Source organism: Streptosporangium sp. NPDC004631, from assembly GCF_053601935.1.
Genome location: NZ_JBSGCR010000007.1, coordinates 150458 through 164779 on the forward strand (window position 1 = coordinate 150458; position 14322 = coordinate 164779).

Sequence of the window (14322 nt, forward strand, 5' to 3'; positions counted from 1 at the left end):
CCTTTGGCGCCGTACAGAGCTTCCCCGACCCTGTGCGTTTTCTACTCGGTCTCCCACGGGCATCGCTGTCACCCACGGTAGCGACTCATGTGGCAAGAGTGCAAAAAGGGGAGGTCGGAATATGATCGAATACGCGCGGGCTCAGCCGTCGCGCAGCATGCAGGTCAGGCGCGAGGTGCACACCCGGTTTCCCCGCTCGTCGGTGATCTCGATCTCGTAGGTGGCGATCGTCCGGCCGCCGTGCACCCGGACCGCCACGCCGGTGACGTAACCGGAGGTGGCCGACCGGTGGTGGGTCGCGTTGATCTCGATGCCCACGGCGTTCCTTCCGGGCCCCGCGTGGATGGCGGCCCCGGTCGAGCCGAGGGTCTCGGCCAGCACGCACGAGGCGCCGCCGTGCAGCAGGCCGTACGGCTGGGTGTTCCCCTCGACCGGCATCCGGCCGACGACCCGTTCCGCGGTGGCCTCGGTGATCTCGATGCCCATCCGCTCGATCAGCGTGTCGCGGTGGGTGGCGCCGAACTGTTCCACGGCGCGGCGGGCGACTTCCTCGGGGTCTGTCATGGTCAAAGGATGTCTCCTGTCGTGCGGGACCAGCTTTTCTGTCGCACCAGGAGACTAGGCTTTCGCTGTGCCGAAGAACGAAGCGACCCCCGCCCGCCCGTGTCTCCTGCTGCTGGACGGACACTCACTGGCGTACCGGGCGTTCTACGCCCTGCCCGAGGAGAACTTCTCCACCACGACGGGCCAGACGACCAACGCGGTGTACGGGTTCACCTCGATGCTGGTCAACGTGCTCCGTGACGAGCGGCCCACCCACGTGGCGGTCTGCTTCGACCGGTCGGAGCCGACGTTCCGGCACGAGGAGTACCCGGAGTACAAGGCCAACCGCAGCGCGAGCCCCGACAGCTTCCGCAGCCAGATGAGCCTGATCCACGAGATGCTCGACGCGTTGCGCGTCCCGCACCTGTCGCTGGCGGGCTACGAGGCCGACGACCTGATCGCCACGCTCGCCACCCGGGCCGCCGCGCAGGACATGGACGTGCTGATCGTCACCGGCGACCGCGACGCGCTGCAACTGGTCGACGGCCGGGTCACCGTGCTGATGACCCGGGTCGGGATCAGCAACATGACCAGGTTCACCCCCGAGGCGGTGCTGGAGAAGTACGGCCTCACCCCGGTCCAGTATCCCGACTTCGCGGCCATCCGCGGCGACTCCAGCGACAACCTCAGGAACATCCCCGGCGTGGGGGAGAAGACGGCGGCCAAGTGGATCCGCGAGTTCGGCTCGCTGGAGGAGCTGGTCAACCGGATCGACGAGGTCAAGGGCAAGGTCGGCGACAAGCTCCGCGACCACCTCGACCAGGTGCTGCTCAACCGCCGCCTCACCCAGCTCACCTGCGACGTCCCGCTGGAGCGGGAGATCTCCGGGCTGACGGTCGGCCAGAGCGACCGCCAGGAGATCGACAAGATCCTCGACACGCTGGAGTTCCGCGGTGAGATCCGCGAGCGGCTGTTCAAGACACTCGGCTCGCCCGAGCCCGAGACGGGGGAGGGTTTCGAGGTCGAGGTCGCCGTGCTCGGCCCCGGCCAGGTGTCGGCGTGGCTGCGGGAGCTGCCCGCGGGCCGGGCCGGGCTGGCCTTCCGGGGCGTCTACGGCAGCGGCACCGGCCGGATCGACGGCATCGCGATCGCGGCGCCGGGCGGCGGCGCCGCGTTCGTCGACCCCACCACGCTGACCGAGGCCGACGAGACGTCCCTGCGCGCCTGGCTGGGTGACGCCTCCAGGGCCAAGGCCGTGCACGACGCCAAGGGGCCGATGCTGGCGCTCTGGGCGCAGGGGATGGATCTGCGCGGCCTGAGCTGCGACACGGCCCTGGCCGCCTACCTGGCCATGCCGGGGCAGCGTACCTTCCCGCTGGAGGACCTCGTGCGGGCCTACCTCCAGCGTGAGCTGCGCAGCGAGGCCGACGCCGGCGGCCAGGCCAGCCTCTTCGACGACCACGAGGCCGACACCGCCCGCGACCTCGGGCTGCGGGCCATGGCCGTCCACGAGCTGGCCGACGCCCTGGAGGCGTTCCTGGAGCCGCGTGACGGCACCCGGCTGATGAGCGAGGTCGAGCTGCCGCTGGTCACCGTGCTGGCCGAGCTGGAGCGGGCCGGGATCGCCGCGGACCGCGACTACCTCAGCGGTCTGGAGGCCGAGTTCGCCGCCGCGGTGAAACAGGCGGTCGAGGCGGCGCACGCGGCCGTCGGCGAGCAGTTCAACCTGGGCTCGCCCAAGCAGCTCCAGGAGATCCTGTTCGTCAGGCTCGGCCTGCCCAAGACCAAGAAGACCAAGACCGGCTACACCACCGACGCCGACGCGCTGGCCTGGCTGGCGGTCCAGACCGAGCACGAGCTGCCGACCATCATGCTCAGACACCGCGACCAGGCCAAGTTGCGCACCACGGTCGAGGGGCTGATCAAGGAGATCTCCGACGACGGGCGGATCCACACCACGTTCAACCAGATCGTGGCGGCCACCGGGCGGCTCAGCTCGGAGAAGCCCAACCTGCAGAACATCCCGATCCGCACCGCCGAGGGGCGCCGGATTCGGCAGGGCTTCGTCGTCGGCGCGGGTTACGAGACCCTGCTCACCGCCGACTACAGCCAGATCGAGCTGCGGATCATGGCGCACCTGTCCGGCGACGCGGCGCTGATCGCGGCCTTCGAGTCCGGGCACGACTTCCACAACGCCACCGCCGCGCGGGTCTTCGACATCGAGCCCGAGCAGGTCACGGGGGAGATGCGGGCCAAGATCAAGGCGATGAACTACGGCCTGGCCTACGGTCTGTCCGACTTCGGGCTGTCGGCGCAGCTCAGCATCCCGGTGCAGGAGGCCAGAGCCCTCAAGGAGGAGTACTTCGAGGAGTTCGGCGGCGTCCGCGACTTCCTCAACGCGATCGTCACCCAGGCCAGGCAGGACGGTTACACCGAGACCATCATGGGCCGCCGCCGCTACCTGCCCGACCTCAACAGCGACAACCGGCAGCGCCGTGAGATGGCCGAGCGGATGGCGCTCAACGCGCCGATCCAGGGTTCGGCGGCCGACATCATCAAGGTCGCCATGCTCAATGTGCAGAGCGCCCTCAAGGAGGCGGCGCTGGGTTCCCGGATGCTGCTCCAGGTCCACGACGAGCTCGTGTTCGAGGTGGCGCCGGGAGAGCTGGAGACCCTGCGTGAGCTGGTCGTCGACCGGATGAACGACGCCTATTCGCTCCGTGTCCCGCTGGAGGTCTCCGTCGGCGTCGGCCGTACCTGGGAGGACGCCGGTCACTGACCCGGCCAGTGAGCGATTGTCCGGCCTGCCCGAGTCTGTTCTAGGGTGGTGGGCCAGCCGAGATCTCGATGGGTACGGGAGTTTTGTGCGGAGTTCAGCGCCACTCACGCCGGTTGTCATGCTCGCCAACGTGATGGTGGTGATCGCCGCGGTGGTGGTGTTACTCGTGATTCCCGGCGGGGCCGCCCCGCCTTCGGCGGCCCCGCCGTCCCCGCCCCCCACGAGTAGGGCGGTGCCCACCGTGACGGGCACCGCCCCGCCCTCCTCCCCGCCGTCGCCCGCGGTGGACCTGCCCTCGGCCGAGCCGCCGCCGCCGGTCGTGGCCTCCCCGGAGTTCGCGCGGCAGGTCGGGGCCAACGAGGCGGGGCTGGTCCCGGTGCTGATGTACCACCGGATCATGAAGAAGCGACTGGCCTCCATCGACCGCACCCCCTCCCAGGTGCGCCAGGAGCTGGAGAGGCTGGCCAGGGACGGTTATGTGCCGATCACCGCGCAGGAGTTCGTCACCGGGCGGATCCACATCCCCGCGGGCAGGCACCCGGTGGTGCTGACCTTCGACGACGGGCATCCCAGCCACTTCGCGCTGGGCGACGACGGCCTGCCCGTCAAGGACACCGCGGTCGGGATCATCTACCAGGTGGCGAAGAGATATCCGGGCTTCCGTCCCGTCGCCACCTTCTGGGTCAACTCACAACCCTTCGGCCTGCGTGGCGAGCGGGACCAGTCGCGCGCCGTACGGTGGCTGGCCTCGCGCGGCTTCGAGGTGGCCAACCACACCTGGAGCCACTCCTATCTGCCGGGACTGTCGAAGAAGAGGATCGCCGAGCAGCTCGTCAGGATCGAGCGGCTGCTCAAGAAGCTCGGCACCGGCCCCTCCGACACGGTGGCGCTGCCGTTCGGCGCGATGCCGGCCAAGAGGTCCACCGTGCAGTCCGGCAAGTGGGACGGGACCAAATTCGCGTTCAAGGGCGTCTTCCTGGCCGGTGCGCAGCCGTCGTCGTCGCCCTTCGCCGAGGACTTCGACTGGCGGGCCATCCAGCGGGTCCAGAGCAACGGTAAAAAAGGGGAGTGCCGCAGATGGTGTTCCCAGTACTGGCTGGAGTGGCTGAACAAGCACCCCGGCCGGCGCTACACATCCGACGGGGATCCCGACCGCATCTCCGTTCCCAAGGGACTTCGCGGTAATATCGGGCACGAGTGGAAGCAGCGGATCAATGCCTATTGACGGTGCCTGCTCACCGTCTGACCGCCGGCGTGTCGTGCTGCCGGATTGACCAGGCTCGTCTGTTCTCATATGCTGATCGCTGCGCTGTGGGCTCGCGTGTGTCTCGGACGGAGTGGGCTCGCGCTCGATCAAGCCGATGTGATTGATTCGGCTGAACGATAAGAGGCCTGCTGCGTGTTCGCCACATCGACATCTGTCCGCGTTCGGAGCAATTCCACACATGACGAGCAGCACTGAGGCCACCTCGAGCACCCCGCAGGTAGCGGTCAACGACATCGGCTCCGAGGAAGAGTTCCTCGCAGCGATCGACCTGACCATCAAGTACTTCAACGACGGCGACATCGTCGAGGGCACCGTCGTCAAGGTCGATCGAGACGAAGTTTTGCTCGACATCGGCTACAAGACCGAGGGTGTCATCCCCTCGCGTGAGCTCTCGATCAAGCACGATGTCGATCCCGCGGACGTCGTCGAGGTTGGCGAGCACGTCGAAGCCCTGGTCCTCCAGAAGGAGGACAAGGAAGGGCGTCTCATCCTGTCCAAGAAGCGCGCTCAGTACGAGCGGGCCTGGGGCACGATCGAGAAGATCAAGGACGAGGACGGCATCGTCACCGGTACCGTCATCGAGGTGGTCAAGGGCGGCCTGATCCTCGACATCGGCCTCCGCGGCTTCCTTCCCGCGTCCCTGGTCGAGATGCGCCGTGTTCGCGACCTGCAGCCGTACGTCGGCCGCGAGCTCGAAGCGAAGATCATCGAGCTGGACAAGAACCGCAACAACGTGGTTCTCTCCCGCCGCGCCTGGCTTGAGCAGACCCAGTCCGAGGTTCGCCAGACGTTCCTCAACACCCTGCAGAAGGGTCAGGTCCGCAAGGGCGTCGTCTCCTCGATCGTCAACTTCGGCGCGTTCGTGGACCTCGGCGGCGTCGACGGTCTGGTTCACGTCTCCGAGCTGTCGTGGAAGCACATCGACCACCCCTCCGAGGTCGTCGAGGTCGGCCAGGAGGTCACCGTCGAGGTTCTCGACGTCGACATGGAGCGCGAGCGGGTCTCGCTGTCGCTCAAGGCGACGCAGGAGGACCCCTGGCAGCAGTTCGCCCGCACCCACCAGATCGGTCAGGTCGTCCCGGGTCGCGTCACCAAGCTGGTGCCGTTCGGTGCGTTCGTCCGCGTCGAGGAGGGCATCGAGGGCCTGGTCCACATCTCCGAGCTGGCCGAGCGCCACGTCGAGATCCCCGAGCAGGTCGTCCAGGTCGGCGACGAGATCTTCGTGAAGATCATCGACATCGACCTCGACCGTCGCCGGATCTCGCTCTCGCTCAAGCAGGCGAACGAGGGTGCGATCGGCGCCGACGTCGAGTTCGACCCCACGCTGTACGGCATGGCGGCGACCTACGACGACTCGGGCAACTACATCTACCCCGAGGGCTTCGACTCCGAGACCGGCGAGTGGCTTGAGGGCTTCGACCGCCAGCGCGAGGAGTGGGAGCGGCAGTACGCCGAGGCTCAGACCCGCTTCGAGGCGCACAAGAAGCAGGTCGAGGAGGCCCGCAAGGCCGAGGCCGAGGCCGGAGAGGCGGCTCCCACCTCCTACTCCGGTGAGACCCCTGCCTCCGCCTCCAGCGGCCCCTCCGCTCCGACCGGCGGCGCCCTCGCCTCCGACGAGGCTCTCGCCGCGCTGCGCGAGAAGCTCGCGGGCGGTCAGAGCTGACGCCTTCGGTGAACGCGGCGATCTGAGGATCACAAGAAATCCGAGGATCACAAGAAAGGGCCCCGCTCCGGCGGGGCCCTTTCCCGTGCGGCTAGGGTTGCGCCGTGACCGTGATCGAGTGGGCGGAGCCCGACGACGCAGGCGAGATCCTGACCGTGCAGCGGGCCGCCTACGTGGGAGAGGCCCAGCTCTACGGAGACCCGTTCATCCCGCCGCTGGTGGAGTCGGCCGAGCAGGTCCGCAAAGCCGTGGAGACGGGCATCGTGCTCGTCGCCCGCCGGGAGCGGCGCATCGTCGGCGCGGTCCGGGGGCGGATGTCCGGCACCGCCTGCCTGGTCGGCCGCCTGGTGGTCGCCCCGGACGCGCAGGGCCGGGGGATCGGCGGGGCCCTGCTGGCGGCCCTCCACGACGAGGCCGCCGCGGCCCTGGTGTTCGACCTGTCCACCGGGCATCTGTCCGAGGGCAACCTGCGGCTCTACCGCCGTCACGGCTATCGGGAGACCCGCAGGGAGCGGATGAGCGACCATCTGACCCTGGTCCACCTGCGCAGGGAAACGTAGGGCCGCCGGGCCGCCCCCGGGGGCCCCGGCCGGAGCGCGTATGCTGCGGATCATGCTGAAGGTGGGGCTTACCGGAGGGATCGGGTCCGGCAAGAGCGAGGTGTCGCGACGGCTGGCCGCCAGGGGCGCCGTGGTGATCGACGCCGACAGGATCGCCCGGGAGGTGGTCGAGCCGGGTACCGAGGGGCTGGCGCGGATCGTCGCGCTCTTCGGTGCCGGGGTGCTGCGCGAGGACGGGTCGCTCAACCGGGAGGGGCTCGGCTCGATCGTCTTCGCCGACTCCGAGAAGCTGGCCTCGCTCAACGGCATCGTGCACCCGCTGGTCGGGGCACGGGTCGCCGAGCTGCAGAGCCGGGCGCCCGGGGACGCGATCGTGGTCTACGACGTGCCGCTGCTGGTGGAGAACAACCTCGCCCCCATGTACGACGTGGTGATCGTCGTGGACGCCGCGGACGAGTTGCGCCTCGACCGGCTGGTCCGGCTGCGGGGCATGGCCGAGCCGGACGCCAGGGCCAGGCTCGCCGCCCAGGCGAGCCGCGAGGAGCGGTTGAAGGCCGCCGACGTCGTGGTGCCGAACGAGGGGTCCCTGGAGGAGTTGGAGGCCCGGGTGGCCGAGATCTGGGCCGGGCTGTCCGCCCGCGCCGCGGTCTGAGCCGGGCGGGGCGCGAGGGGCCGTCCCCGGAGCGCGCGCCGGTCCTCGACCGCCCGGCCCGTCCGGCCGCCGGTCACCCCGAGGTCACGGTGGGGCCAGGCTCCGGTCGCAGACCGGGCTCCCTCTTTTGAATGACCCCTCATAACTAAAGATCATCCAAATAGGTCATTTAACCGAGTAATCCTGCCATCTACTGTCGAAGCAACTATCAGTGGCGACGGGCAGTGGCGACGGGGGTCGGCGTGCGAGGCGTGCGAAGTATGTGCGTGATTGCGGCGATCGCCGCCATCGCACTGCCGATGGTGTTACCGGTGGCCCGGATCCCCGGTCCCGCGACCCTGTTCGCCGGCAGGACGCCACAGGGGGTTTACCTGCAGGTGGTCGCCCATCCCGATGACGACCTGCTGTTCATGAGCCCCGACCTGCTGAGGCTGCTGGCGCGTGGTGCGCGCAGCGTCACGGTCTATCTGACGGCAGGGGAGTCGGTGGCGGGGATGCGCGACGACCGCGCCCCGATAGGGTACGCCGGAGACCGGCAGCGGGGTATCCGGGCGGCCTACGCCTGGGTCACCGGGGCCCGTGACCTGTGGCGGCGCAGGATGACGACCCTGGGCCGGCTCCCGGTCGAGGTGGACACGCTGACCGATCTGCCCCGCGTCCAGTTGGTCTTCGTCGGGCTGCCCGACGGAGGTGACCCCCGGGCGGACGGCGGCCGTGGCGCGCTGACCCGGCTCTGGGCCGACCCCGCGGGCCGCACCTGCGTGCACGCCTTCCTGTACCGGGGCGCCTGCCTGTCCCACGGCGACGTGCTGGACATGCTGCGCGCGTTGATGCGGACCTTCCGTCCCACCGTACTGCGCGTCCTCGATCCGTCCCCGCCGCCGGTGGGCCCGGACCACCCCGACCATGTGGCCGCCGCCCGGTTCGCGATGGAGGCCGCGCCCCCGGGCGTCGAGGTGATCCCCTACCGGGGGTACACGATCGGGCCGTTGCCCGCCAATCTGGAACCGGCCGAACGCGAGATCAAACGGAAGGCTTTCGCGATCTACCGGCAGCACGACTACCGGGCCGGTCCCGGCCACCGCTACGACACCTGGCTGGAGCGGATGTATCGGCGCTGGCCGGGCGGCGTCCCCGCCCGCGATCCGGGGTCCTCGCGCTGACGGGGACCCGGCCGCGGCACGGACGCCGCCCGGCCTCTACCGGCAAGGGGAGCACACCCGCCTCCTACGTCTGTGGACCGAAAACCTCTGTGGCCCGGAAAGGGAGCACGACCGGCTCACTGAGGGGCGTGGCCGCTCTTTCCGGCCGCACCCCGGGATGAGACACCGGCTCGGAAGATCTTCCCGGGCGTCCCTCGAATCCCCCGGACCTACGTGTCCGCCGACACCTCGGCCGTCACGTCGTCCTCGCCGGCCGGAGCCGAGTCACCGCCGAGCTCTCGCTGCAGCCGTTCGAGATCGAGGTTGTGAGTGCTGTACTTCAGATCGCGAGCCACCTTCGTCTGCTTCGCCTTGGCCCGGCCTCGCCCCATCTGCTCCGCCCCTTCACCCGTGCTTGCGGCACCTTTCGGACCCATCTTAATCTAAGGTCCTTACGACTTGAAAAATTATGCAATTGGACATATTGTGACTTATGATTATCTGCCGGAACAATGGCGATTTGACTGATGTGGCGGGGAGCGGCGGCGTGTACGAGCTCGCGGCCGAGAGTGCGGCATGATCATGCCGGTCCCTCTCTACCAGGCCAAGGCCGACTTCTTCCGCACATTGGGACACCCGGTGCGTATCCGGGTGCTGGAGCTGCTGCAGGGCGGTCCGCTCCCGGTACGGGACCTTCTGGGGGAGATCGACGTCGAGGCGTCCAGCCTCTCCCAGCAACTCGCGGTGCTCCGCCGGGCCGGCATCGTGTCGGCCACCCGTGAGGGCGGCACAGTCGTCTACGCCCTGGCGACGCCGGATGTGGCCGAGCTGCTGTTCGCGGCGCGGCGGATCCTGACCGACATGCTGGCCGGGCAGGGCGAACTGCTGGCCGAGCTGCGCGCCGAGGCGCGGCGATGAACCTGGTCTCCTCGGGTGCGCGGGTGCGCGCCCGCCTTCTCGACCTGCTTCCCCGGCGTTCCGACTGGGCGCCCGCCCGCCGCGGTCCCCGGCGTGACCTGCTGGCCGGGCTGACCGTGGCCGTGGTGGCGCTGCCGCTGGCACTGGCCTTCGGCGTGAGCTCGGGTCTCGGCGCTCAGGCCGGACTGGCCACCGCGATCGTGGCCGGGGTGCTCGCGGCCGTCTTCGGCGGCAGCAACCTCCAGGTGTCCGGCCCCACCGGGGCGATGACGGTGGTACTCCTGCCGATCGTGCACCGGTTCGGCGCGGACGGGGTGCTCATGGTCGGGTTGCTGGCCGGGCTGGTGCTCATCGCGCTCGCGCTCGCCGGAGTCGGCCGCTACGCCCAGTACATGCCCACCCCGGTCATCGAGGGCTTCACCGCGGGCATCGCGGTGGTGATCGCCCTGCAGCAGCTGCCCGCCGCCCTCGGGGTGACCGGCACCGGTGAGCGAGTCTGGCAGATGGCCGCCGACGCCGTCGCACGCTATGCCGCCGACCCCGACCCCGTGCCCGCAGTCATGGCGCTCGCGGTGGCCGCGCTCATGCTCGCCGGAGCCCGCCGCCGCCCCGGCGTGCCCTTCTCACTGATCGGCGTGGTGCTGGCGACCGTGGTCGCCGAGTTCGCGGGTCTCGGCCTGGCCCGCATCGGCGCGCTGCCCGCGACCCTGCCCGCCCCCTCGCTGGGCTTTCTCGACTCCGGAGCACTGGCGGCGCTGCTGCCCTCCGCTCTCGCGGTGGCGGCGCTGGCCGCGCTGGAGAGCCTGCTCTGCGCCTCGGTCGCCGACGGGATGAGCGTCGGTGAGAAGCACGATCCGGACCGGGAGCTGTTCGGCCAGGGCGTCGCCAACCTGGTCGCCCCGCTGTTCGGCGGGGTTCCCGCCACGGCGGCGATCGCCCGTACCGCGGTCAACGTCCGCTCGGGCGCCCGCTCCCGCCTGGCCGCCCTCTTTCACGCGGTCGTGCTCGCCGCGATCGTCTTCACCGCCTCCGGGCTCGTGGGCCGCATCCCGCTGGCCGCGCTCGCCGGAGTGCTGCTGGCCACGACGGTGCGCATGGTCGAGGTCGGCTCGCTGCGCGCCATCGCCCGCTCGACCCGCGGTGACGCCCTCGTCATGGTGCTCACCTTCACCGTCACCGTCGCGCTCGACCTGGTCACCGCGGTCGCCGTCGGCATCGGCCTGGCCGTCGTGCTGGCGCTTCGCGCGGTCGCCAGGACCGTCCGCGTCGAACAGGTGCCGCTAGAGGCGGGCGACCACGACGAGGAGGAGCAGCGACTGCTGGCCGAGCACATCGTCGCCTACCGTTTCGACGGGCCGATGTTCTTCGCCGCCGCCCACCGGTTCCTGCTGGAGCTGGCCAAGGTCGCCGAGGTGCGGGTCGTCGTCCTGCGCATGTCCCGGGTGTCCACCATCGACGCCACCGGCGCCCAGGTTCTGGGCGACGCGATCACCCGCCTGGAGCGTCGGGGCATCGTCGTGCTGCTGTCGGGCATCCGGCCGGGTCACGACCGCGTGCTGACCGCACTCGGCGTTGCCGACCACCTCCGCCGCGACGGCCTGATCTTCCCCGATACCCCCGCCGCGATCGCCCACGCCCGCGCTCTGCTCACTGGAGCCGCGCCCCGTGCTCCTCGCCGGTCCGGCGACGCGGTGGCCCGGCGGTAAGCGCGCCTTCCCTCTGCCGAAAATGGCAACTAAAAAGGATTTATGAGTATGTAGTGGATCAACGATCGTGCCGTCGGTACCCGGTGTGATGAGATGGCCGGAGCGGAACGCAGGAGCGGGGCGGACTCGGGGACGAGAGAGGAAATCGGGCGAGCATGCCGCTGTATCAGCTGAAGGCGGAGTTCTTCAAGACGCTTGGCCATCCCGCGCGCATCCGGGTGCTGGAACTGCTCAGCGAGCGCGACCACACCGTCTCGGAACTGCTTCCCGAGGTCGGGATCGAGCCGGCCCACCTGTCCCGGCAGCTGGCGGTGCTACGCCGCCCCGGTCTGGTCGCCGGGCGCAAGGAGGGGGCGACGGTCCGTTACTCGCTGACCAGCTCGCCGGTGGCCGAGCTGCTCAGGGTGGCGCGGCACATCCTCACCGAGGTCCTGTCCGGTCAGGCGGAGATCCTGGAGGACCTGCGAGCCGAGACCGCCGAGATCGCACAGGCGTGACGCGGTCACCGGCCACGTGGCGCGGCCCCACCGGCCTCGCCACCGCCCCCGGCGGCGACCGCCGGCCCGGAGCGGACCGGAGCCCCCGCTCACTACCGGGCCCTGCCCGACAGCAGCGCCGCCCAGACCACCCGGGCCTGGGTGAGCGACCACCGGGGCGTCTCGTGCGTCTCGGCCTTCTCCCTCACCCGGACGGTCCGCCGGACGAACGCCTGCCCGCCGCCCTCGCACAGCTCGTAGACCGGGCTCCGGCAGTCACAGGTCCACGCCAGCGACCGTACCCGCTCGGGCGTCCGGTACGGCACCCGCCAGTCCAGCCGCACGTGGTCGCGGCAGGCCGCGACCACGTGCGGGCTCACACACTCCTCCGACGGCATCACGACAACCCTCCACTCGTCCGTCCCGGGCCAACGCGGCAGACGTCTCGCCGGCGTCTTCGTAGCCGCGGGCGGTACGGCGTGCGGTGGTGACGAGATCGTTATCCTGCGGTCCCGGCCGACGGGAAGGGGCGGCGGCCGGGGCGTGGTCGTGCGGCCGGAAGGGTCAGAACCAGCCGCGGTGCCGGGCCATCGCGTGGAGACCGGCGCGCAGCGACTGCTCGACCTGGCCGGGGTGGTCGTTGTAGTGGACCGTGAACCGGTTGTAGGTGTCGTGGCTGGAGCTCAGGAAGCCGCCCCGCTTGTCGGCCTCCAAGATGACGTCCATCGCCTGAGGGCCGGAGATGAAGGTCAGTTCAAGCTCGTTGAAGTGCCGGGCGTACTCGTGCCCGGCGTAGTACTCGATCTCCTGGTAGAACGGCATCCGCGAACCGCGCAGGGTGCCCCGCTCCAGGTCCGCCTTCTTGAAGCGGAAGCCCATCTGGTCCAGCGCGCCGAGCACGTGGTCCTGGGCGGGCAGCGGGTTGACGAACAGCGGGTCGAGGTCGCCCTTGTCCAGCGCGCCGGCCAGCGAGAGCTCGGTGGAGACACCCAGTTGCATGCCGCGCAGCGGGTGGCCGCCGATGGCGCTGATCGGCGTCTCCCACGGCACGGGAATCTCGAAGGGGGCCGACTGCGGGGCGCCCGCCGCGAGGTGGAACGGTCCGGTGATCTGCTGGCGGAGGAAGCTGTGGGTCGACTTGTACTCGCTGTCACCGCTCTCGACCTCGACGACCGCGGTGAAGTCGATGAAGATGCCCTCGACCTTGTAGTCGGAACCGCCGCCGCGGAAGTTGACCTGCCCCCGCAGGAGCTCACCGGGGCGGACGTTGGAGTTTTGCAGGACCGTGTCGACCTCGACACCGGCGCCGAAGGCGGCCATCAGTTTACGGAACACCATTGGGGGACTCCCAGAATCGATGAGAAGGTTTCAGTTGGGTTCGACGGACGGCTTGACCTGATCGTTCCCTCCGCTGATCTGCGGCAGAAGGTGGGCCAGGAGCATGGTGGACAGTACAGAGAACTCGCCCGAGGAGCCACCGGTCCTGATGACGACGGGGCGGGGCGCGTGCTCGGCGAGCTTGGCGCCCACCTCCAGACGCCGGCGCGCCAGCTCATACTGGAGTACGGCGCGGTTGTCGCGGTAGGAGTCGGCCAGCCGGCGCAGCCCCTTGGCCTCGTTCTCCGCTGAGGTGAGCTCGGCCCGGCCCCTGGCCTCGATCTCCCAGCGCACCCGCTGCGCCTCGGTCTCGTGCTCCTCCAGCATGCGGGCGACGTCCTTGCGCGCGGTGTTGGCGGCGGCCCTGACCTCGACGATCCGGGCGTCCCTCGTCTTCTTGGCGCGCTCGATCTCCATCAGCAGGGTGTCGATCCGCCGCTTGCGGGTCAGCTCCCACTCCCGCTCGAAGGCCGACAGCTCCTTGGCGACCTTCTCCCGGGTGGCCAGGTGCTGCTGGTACTGGTCGGGCAGCTGCACGTCGGGGATGTTGGCGCCGGTGATGCGCACGCCGTACCGGCCGAGCTGACGGGTCAGCAGCTCCTGCATGTCACCCACGTCGGAACCGCGCAGGTCGTAGGCTCGCTCGGTGTTGACCTGGCGGCTGCGCTGGCGGATGGCGTCCTGTACGGCGCTGCTGAGCACGAGGTCGAAGTTGCCCGCGCCGATCGTCCTGACGAAGGCCACCGGGTCGACGATGCGGAACTTCAGGAAGAACTCGATCGACTTCAGCGGCACGTTCTCCGCGGTCGGGCAGGCCGAGATCGGGGCGGAGTAGGGGATCTCGGTGGAGGTGTCCACCACCGCGTCCACCCGGTCCCAGGGCAGCCACAGGTAGTGGCGGCCGGGGGGCAGGGAGCCGACGATGGCGCCCCACCGGCTGCGCACGCCGGTGGTGCCCTCCTCGATCTCGACGATGGCCCGGCGCCAGAGCCACACCAGCGCCACGAGCAGGGACAGCACCGCGCCGGCCGAGGCCAGGACGGAGAACGCCCCGCGGCCCAGCAGTGCCGTACCGGCGAGGTAGAGCGCGAACAGCAGCAGCGCCACCCAGGCGAAGCCCCGGCGGTCCTTGGGAATGACGACCGGGACCAACCGGCCGGACTCGCCGCCGCGGAGCAGCTGGCGGATCTCCGACCAGGAGGCCAGGGATTCCTTGATCTTGGAGAACTCTCGGCTCAT

14 protein-coding genes are annotated in these 14322 nt (G+C 69.9%); 9 read left to right on the forward strand and 5 right to left on the reverse strand.

From position 1 onward, the window contains the following. Window positions 1-141 precede the first annotated feature (141 nt). Entirely contained in the window at window positions 142-564 is a 423-nt protein-coding gene (locus tag ACWEF2_RS09830; protein ID WP_453813808.1) for a PaaI family thioesterase, read from the reverse strand. A gap of 67 nt (window positions 565-631) precedes the next feature. On the opposite strand from ACWEF2_RS09830, the gene polA reads away from it, so the two are divergent. The 6 genes from polA to ACWEF2_RS09860 all read left to right on the forward strand — a co-directional run bounded on the left by polA (window position 632) and on the right by ACWEF2_RS09860 (window position 8627). Beyond that, complete coding sequence (gene polA, locus ACWEF2_RS09835; protein WP_453813632.1) at window positions 632-3322, forward strand: DNA polymerase I; 2691 nt, start codon at window positions 632-634, stop codon at window positions 3320-3322. A 118-nt stretch (window positions 3323-3440) separates the two neighbouring features. Then, window positions 3441-4547, forward strand: a complete 1107-nt coding sequence (locus ACWEF2_RS09840; protein WP_453813633.1) for a polysaccharide deacetylase family protein — start codon at window positions 3441-3443, stop codon at window positions 4545-4547. A 220-nt stretch (window positions 4548-4767) separates the two neighbouring features. Beyond that, complete coding sequence (gene rpsA, locus ACWEF2_RS09845; RefSeq protein WP_355590349.1) at window positions 4768-6252, forward strand: 30S ribosomal protein S1; 1485 nt, start codon at window positions 4768-4770, stop codon at window positions 6250-6252. A gap of 104 nt (window positions 6253-6356) precedes the next feature. Then, complete coding sequence (locus ACWEF2_RS09850; RefSeq protein ID WP_453813635.1) at window positions 6357-6812, forward strand: GNAT family N-acetyltransferase; 456 nt, start codon at window positions 6357-6359, stop codon at window positions 6810-6812. Window positions 6813-6864: 52 nt separating this feature from the next. Then, window positions 6865-7464, forward strand: a complete 600-nt coding sequence (coaE, locus tag ACWEF2_RS09855; RefSeq protein ID WP_453813810.1) for a dephospho-CoA kinase — start codon at window positions 6865-6867, stop codon at window positions 7462-7464. A gap of 260 nt (window positions 7465-7724) precedes the next feature. Further along, the gene (locus ACWEF2_RS09860; protein ID WP_453813636.1) at window positions 7725-8627 is read left to right on the forward strand and encodes a PIG-L family deacetylase; all 903 of its coding nucleotides are present in this window, start codon (window positions 7725-7727) and stop codon (window positions 8625-8627) included. Between the two features lie 209 nt (window positions 8628-8836). Here ACWEF2_RS09860 and ACWEF2_RS09865 read toward each other — a convergent pair whose 3' ends face one another. Further along, window positions 8837-9043, reverse strand: coding sequence for a DUF3073 domain-containing protein (locus tag ACWEF2_RS09865; RefSeq protein ID WP_453813638.1), 207 nt, complete (start codon window positions 9041-9043; stop codon window positions 8837-8839). 145 nt (window positions 9044-9188) lie between these two features. On the opposite strand from ACWEF2_RS09865, the gene ACWEF2_RS09870 reads away from it, so the two are divergent. From ACWEF2_RS09870 to ACWEF2_RS09880, 3 genes are all read left to right on the forward strand, one after another. After that, window positions 9189-9524 carry an ArsR/SmtB family transcription factor gene (locus tag ACWEF2_RS09870; protein ID WP_453813812.1) on the forward strand — a complete coding sequence of 112 codons (336 nt, stop codon included), beginning with the start codon at window positions 9189-9191 and terminating at the stop codon, window positions 9522-9524. Beyond that, the gene (locus tag ACWEF2_RS09875) at window positions 9521-11230 is read left to right on the forward strand and encodes a SulP family inorganic anion transporter (RefSeq protein WP_453813640.1); all 1710 of its coding nucleotides are present in this window, start codon (window positions 9521-9523) and stop codon (window positions 11228-11230) included. Before ACWEF2_RS09870 ends, ACWEF2_RS09875 begins: the two co-directional genes overlap by 4 nt. Window positions 11231-11385: 155 nt before the next feature. Continuing rightward, a complete protein-coding gene (locus tag ACWEF2_RS09880) occupies window positions 11386-11727 on the forward strand; it encodes an ArsR/SmtB family transcription factor (RefSeq protein WP_453813642.1) in 342 nt (113 codons plus the stop codon). Between the two features lie 92 nt (window positions 11728-11819). Here the strand turns inward: ACWEF2_RS09880 and ACWEF2_RS09885 are convergent, their stop codons facing one another. The 3 genes from ACWEF2_RS09885 to ACWEF2_RS09895 all read right to left on the reverse strand — a co-directional run bounded on the left by ACWEF2_RS09885 (window position 11820) and on the right by ACWEF2_RS09895 (window position 14322). Next, window positions 11820-12086, reverse strand: coding sequence for a hypothetical protein (locus tag ACWEF2_RS09885; RefSeq protein ID WP_453813644.1), 267 nt, complete (start codon window positions 12084-12086; stop codon window positions 11820-11822). Between the two features lie 184 nt (window positions 12087-12270). Next, entirely contained in the window at window positions 12271-13044 is a 774-nt protein-coding gene (locus tag ACWEF2_RS09890) for a sporulation protein (protein WP_453813646.1), read from the reverse strand. Between the two features lie 30 nt (window positions 13045-13074). Continuing rightward, a complete protein-coding gene (locus ACWEF2_RS09895; protein ID WP_453813648.1) occupies window positions 13075-14322 on the reverse strand; it encodes an SPFH domain-containing protein in 1248 nt (415 codons plus the stop codon).

What these genes read in the sequence shown, in the direction of transcription:
- rpsA (WP_355590349.1), top strand. Translation starts at nt 4,768, where the DNA reads ATGACGAGCAGCACTGAGGCCACCTCGAGCACCCCGCAGGTAGCGGTC.
- ACWEF2_RS09865 (WP_453813638.1), bottom strand. Translation starts at nt 9,043, where the DNA reads ATGGGTCCGAAAGGTGCCGCAAGCACGGGTGAAGGGGCGGAGCAGATG.
- ACWEF2_RS09840 (WP_453813633.1), top strand. Translation starts at nt 3,441, where the DNA reads ATGCTCGCCAACGTGATGGTGGTGATCGCCGCGGTGGTGGTGTTACTC.
- ACWEF2_RS09895 (WP_453813648.1), bottom strand. Translation starts at nt 14,322, where the DNA reads ATGAGCCGAGAGTTCTCCAAGATCAAGGAATCCCTGGCCTCCTGGTCG.
- ACWEF2_RS09870 (WP_453813812.1), top strand. Translation starts at nt 9,189, where the DNA reads ATGCCGGTCCCTCTCTACCAGGCCAAGGCCGACTTCTTCCGCACATTG.
- ACWEF2_RS09875 (WP_453813640.1), top strand. Translation starts at nt 9,521, where the DNA reads ATGAACCTGGTCTCCTCGGGTGCGCGGGTGCGCGCCCGCCTTCTCGAC.
- ACWEF2_RS09830 (WP_453813808.1), bottom strand. Translation starts at nt 564, where the DNA reads ATGACAGACCCCGAGGAAGTCGCCCGCCGCGCCGTGGAACAGTTCGGC.
- ACWEF2_RS09860 (WP_453813636.1), top strand. Translation starts at nt 7,725, where the DNA reads ATGTGCGTGATTGCGGCGATCGCCGCCATCGCACTGCCGATGGTGTTA.
- ACWEF2_RS09890 (WP_453813646.1), bottom strand. Translation starts at nt 13,044, where the DNA reads ATGGTGTTCCGTAAACTGATGGCCGCCTTCGGCGCCGGTGTCGAGGTC.
- coaE (WP_453813810.1), top strand. Translation starts at nt 6,865, where the DNA reads ATGCTGAAGGTGGGGCTTACCGGAGGGATCGGGTCCGGCAAGAGCGAG.
- ACWEF2_RS09880 (WP_453813642.1), top strand. Translation starts at nt 11,386, where the DNA reads ATGCCGCTGTATCAGCTGAAGGCGGAGTTCTTCAAGACGCTTGGCCAT.